General features: G+C 46.1%; 3 protein-coding genes. 1 reads left to right on the top strand and 2 read right to left on the bottom strand.

Features of this window, described 5'->3' with window-relative positions:
* Nucleotides 1-123 precede the first annotated feature (123 nt).
* Nucleotides 124-765 (bottom strand): hypothetical protein, encoded by a 642-nt coding sequence (locus ACO6V5_RS09605; RefSeq protein ID WP_422410910.1) that lies wholly within the window; start codon nt 763-765, stop codon nt 124-126.
* 107 nt (nt 766-872) lie between these two features.
* Between ACO6V5_RS09605 and ACO6V5_RS09600 the strand changes: the two genes are divergently transcribed.
* Nucleotides 873-1,373, top strand: coding sequence for a hypothetical protein (locus ACO6V5_RS09600; protein WP_422137641.1), 501 nt, complete (start codon nt 873-875; stop codon nt 1,371-1,373).
* 725 nt (nt 1,374-2,098) lie between these two features.
* Here the strand turns inward: ACO6V5_RS09600 and ACO6V5_RS09595 are convergent.
* Entirely contained in the window at nt 2,099-5,098 is a 3,000-nt protein-coding gene (locus tag ACO6V5_RS09595; protein WP_422410912.1) for an RING finger domain-containing protein, read from the bottom strand.
* Between the last annotated feature and the right edge of the window lie 32 nt (nt 5,099-5,130).

The following is a 5,130-nucleotide window of genomic DNA, read 5'->3' as shown; positions in this document are numbered from 1 at the left end:
GCAGGAAGCTCTCCGGAGCTGTAATGAATTCTACCGAAGTACAACAGTGGGAAAGACCAACTGGAGTAATGCAACAGATGTTGCTTATCAGTAATATCACTGTGTTAATGATTTCTGAGTTTTTCAACCCTGACTCATCGTAGTCGAAGGTAGTGGAGTCGTCAGGTTTTGTATCATTCCCTGGCTTGCCGACGGTACAAACGACGTGCTCTCGCCACTGCGATTGCCCGACAGGGCACTGAGGTCCTGAACCAGTCGCTGGTAGTGCTGGTAAAGTTCCGTATCATTCAGGCTTGCCATCACTGGTTGCTCACTTTCCGCTGTACCCGTTCCAACGTCGCCTTCCTCACCTCCGACCAGGCTGCACAGGTAATTAACCAGCCGTTGCCCCCTGGATCTCAGGCTTAAGCTGATGGCATCAGAGCTGTCAGCTGCGGCAAAATGAATCAGTTTGCTCCCGGCCCGTGTTCGCCTGCCCAGCGGTAGGCCCTGGCGAATCCAGGCGGCCAGGATAAAACTGCCGCCAGTGACCGGAGGTGGCATCAGGCGGGATAAACCGGCGGGGCAACGAGCCTGGTCACCGCTTTCAGTGGCATTACGCCGAGCCAGCGAATGCCAGCTTGCCGCCTGCAAATCTGCGAGGCTAACACCAGCCATTCGAACACGGTTAAACGAAGCAGGGGCGAATTTGCTAACGATTTGTGCCTTTGTTCCTGCATTGGGGGGTCCGCTGTCAGAAGGTTGTCCATCTTTATTACCTGCCAATTAAATTATCGGAAATTGCTGGGGAATTGCCATCAATCTGCTCACCTAGCTTTCTTTAGAAGTTTGGGGAGTTCGATGTGGCTACGCAATCGGTTTGATTATTTTTGATGCATTTTTTTGTTTTTATAACAACTTTAAGTAGTGTGGCTGAGTCTCAAGATAGTCCAGATGAGGTTGCAAAAGATTTATTAGTATTTTTTTCTGTTGTCAACGATTACCGAAAAGGAGCAGATACAGACAGTGAACTTTTATTCGGTGGTTATACGAAGGGTGTGGGTGGTGGTGTATGTATTTGTGCAGGTGCTCGAGTCAATAAATATTGGGTACTTACATCGAAAACTTGCGCCAAGCTTATTAAGTCAATCTTGTTAGAAGGTGAAAAATCAAAAGTCGAACATGAGATAGGATTTTTCGTTAAACTTTTCAGCAAAGATAATCCCAAGGGTATTGGTTATATTACTGTTACAGCAAACATAATATTAGATAACAATAAACCAATTGCTTTAATAGGTATTGAGTCAGCAGAGAGTGCAAGTGGCTACCTTGACTTAAGTTCGGCAGAAGAAGAAGTAAATAATGGAGATGTAAAAATCATAGGTAGAAGGTGATACGGAAGCAATAGTTCTCCGTGGTTTGCTCAGTGAGTATTTTCTGGTTTTCTGAGGAACAGGTATGGAGATACGACGGTGATTGTGTAATATCTGACATTTAGCTCAAACTTCAGGAAAATGCCTTTAAATAGCACCTTTGCGGAGCTTGGAATTACTGAGAAAAGGTAGCCCCTGATTTTTATTTGTGACACCATACCTTCAAATCACATAAGCCGGGGGCGGGAACTAACTCAACTTTACCCAATCAGGGCTTTTTATAAAGAGGGATACTTTAAAAGCTCGCTGCAATAGTAGCCACAGATACAACCAAAAGGCTAAAGACTCCCGCTGTTAAGGAAGCTGCGCCAGCTGTGCATGTTTTTCCGCTGCAATCTCCATCTGAGTTACAGACACATGTACTTGTCTGCAATTTTCCAGCTTTGCCGTTTGTAATGCTACATTTACCAAAGCAACCACAGGCTGTGCAATTGCTACAAGTCCAGGTGCCAACTTCTACGTCACTCGATCTGACACCGTCGAAATCACAACCAGTTGCTGTCCCGCTAGCCTCCTAGGAGCCTGACCGAGAATAGCGCCCGTAGCGAGGACGGCAGAAAATTGAGGATGAAAATTCGGTTTTGTGAGGAGAATAGCGAGCTATTTGACGAACAAAAGCGGATTTTCAGACCAATTTGCTGCCGCCGCAGTAGGGCAGACTATTCTCGGTCAGGCTCCTAGTGGAGTTACTCTTCCTTCCATAGTTCAGTAATTTTCACAATGCTGCTACAACTTTCAGATGTTGGTAAAAAAAAACTTTGGGTCAGCACAAAGCGGCTATCGGCGCTGAAGTTGGTTGCGTGGATTGGATAGGGGTGGCGAATTTCTTGTTCCCATGACCCATCGCCCTCCAGTTGAATGATTTTCGCAGTACGATCAAAACCAAAGGTCATAACTAAGCGGCCATCGGTACTGAAGGTGGCTGAAGTGCCCCGATCATTGTGATGGATAGTGAGTCCTTGATCCCATGATCCTCCATTTTTGTGGCTATGGATTTTTGCGGTTCCATCATAACTGCTGGTTACTGCATGTTGGCTATCGGGACTGAAGGTGGCTGATAAGACCCAATGATTATGGTGGATAGTGATTTCTTCTTCCCATAATGCATCGGTTTTTTCGCCGTAGATTTTTGCCTCTTTGTCGAAACTGGCGGTCATCACATGGTGGCTATCGGGGCTGAAAGTGGCTGAGGTGATACGATCAATATGGGAAATGATGGCTTTTACTCCCCATGTTCCGTCGGCCCGTTTACCAATGATTTTAACCAGTTCGTCATCACTGCCGATAGTCAGCACATGTCGGCTATCGGGGCTGAAGGCGGCTGATCTGATCGAACTAACAGTCCTGATGTGACCGATGGTAACTTCTTTTTCCCATGACTTATCGTCTTTCTGGCCAATGATTTTTGCCGTACCATCGTCACTTGCGGTCACCACATGGCGGTTGTCGGGGCTAAAGATAGCCGAGTTGACTTCGCGCTTATGGATTACGTTGATTTTTACTTGCCATGATCCATCGGCTGATTTGCCCGTGATTTTTACCACGTTATCTTTGCCAACAGTCACCACATGGCTAGCATCAGGACTGAAGCTGGCTAAATGGATCGGACCATCATGGTGGGTGATCCCTTCTTGTTCCCATGATCCACTCTCCTTCAGAACATAAATTTTTGCGGTCCCATCGTCACCGGCGGTCAACACGCGGCTACTATTGGCGTTGAAGGTGGCTAAACGAATGGGCCCATCGTGGCGGATAGTGATTTCTTCTTGCCATGATCTATCCTCCTTTCGAACATAGATTTTTGCTGTCCCATCGTCACTGGTGGTCAACACACGGCGACTATCGGCGCTGAAGCTGGCTATTATGACCGGACTACCGTGGTGGATAGTGAACTCTTCCATCCATGTTCCATCGGACTGATAAACATAGATTTTCGCAGTGCCATCGTCACTGGCGGTCACCACAAGGTGGTTATTGGCGCTGAAGGTGGCTGAGTTGATCACGTCGTCATGGCGGATCTTGGCTTTTGTCACGGGATGAATGAGGGTTCGCAAGAGTTTTGCAAACCGTGAATCATCAGATGCCTGGCTGCTATGTCGGCAAAATTGGACAAAATGGTACAAGGTTGCATAATTTTTTTCTGTTTTATTCCATTCCTTAACGGCTCTTTTTGCAATAGCTAAAGAATGACAACCGTCGTATTTTTTCAATAGTTTGTTAAAGTCGTTAAGTTTTGTTGTTAAGCCATTTAATTGTGTACGACATGTAGGACAATCTTGGACTGCACGATCCCGCCTCCTTTTTTCGAGCCACTGACTTAAACAATCAACGTGATAAAAGTGATTGCAGCACGTTTTCACTATATTTGACGAGCGTTCAAACGGCTCCTTACATACCGCGCACTCTGCACCAATAATTTGACTGGATTCATGTTTATCCACACGCAGTCCATTATTGGCAAAAGCAGTGATCGCTATGAAATCATTTTGCATACACTGTTCATTTGATAAGCGTATTAATTCAAGGAACGATGAGTGCTGGTTAAATTGTTTCAAGGTATCCAGAAAGGGGGAGGGGAGTGTTAATGATTGTGGATTATTTATAATCTCATTCCTTATGGCTAAATCTGATATTTTTTCTAATAGATTGCGAATACGCTCAACCGGGTTTGAATGAAGCAGGAACAATTGAAGGAAGTACTCAGTAAAGCAACATTTTTCGAAATCCCCTATCTGCGGTGGTTGGTCAGGTTGGTTGAGCTTGTGGATTATGTCCAGAACAATCTCAGACAAAATCATCTGGCAGTTGTTGCCAGCGGCTTCTATCAGCTGCCTGATAAATCGGTTGCGTGTTGATTGCTCAAGGGAAGAACGCGGCAGTGCCAATATCGCCTCAAGAGGAGTAATAGTATCGCCGCTGATATTTGTGCCTTTTTTTTCCAGAACCTGCAAACGCTGAGGCATGTCCAGCTTCTCTAACATTTCCCTGAATTTAAAAGCGGCGTTGGGATTGTCGCTTGCAATAATAGTTAAAAGCTCGTTGGCAAGTAGCTGAAGGTCCTGAGTCAAAGCACTATTTTTACCCTCCTCGCCATTGTCGTCTTTTCTGTTATTGCCATCGCCGCTGCCACTATTTTCTTCTCCGGGTGATTTGTTCTCTCGGTTTTCAGGTGCTTTTCTTTGCTCCTGTTGATGGTGGTGGTTAGTTGCGTCATTTGATCCTGCATTAGGTCTGCTACCAGAGGGTTGTCCATCCTCATTACCTGCCTGTCGGCCATCGTCATGATGGGTCTTGCCTATGGACATCAGCCAGTTGATGACGGGTTGCAGAACAGCCAGGTCAATTTCGAATAATCCCGATGGCCAGCCGCCTCCACCTCCCCAGGGCGGAGGCGGCGAATAAAAAAAGCCTCCGTCGCCGACACCGGGAAAATCGGCTTTGTCAGCGAGCTTGCCTCCTGTCACTTTCAGTGTGCTATTGCGGGTTTTCCCATCATTGATTTCAATCAGAGTCTTGCGCCCATCGGGATGATGACGGTCAATAAGGTTTGAGGAATAACATAACGGCACAATCATCATAGCCAGCAGGGAAAAAGCAAAAATACCAACCACGTCCTTTTTGTTTGTCAGGAAATGCCAGAACAGTCCGTGTTGAATGTCTGTTCTGTAAAAATAAAGGAACGCCATGGGTGAATCTCATTATTCGAAGTGCATCAGAG

Source organism: Endozoicomonas sp. ALD068 (assembly GCF_049310145.1).
GTDB lineage: Bacteria > Pseudomonadota > Gammaproteobacteria > Pseudomonadales > Endozoicomonadaceae > Endozoicomonas_A.
This window is presented reverse-complemented; position numbering and strand designations above follow the sequence as displayed.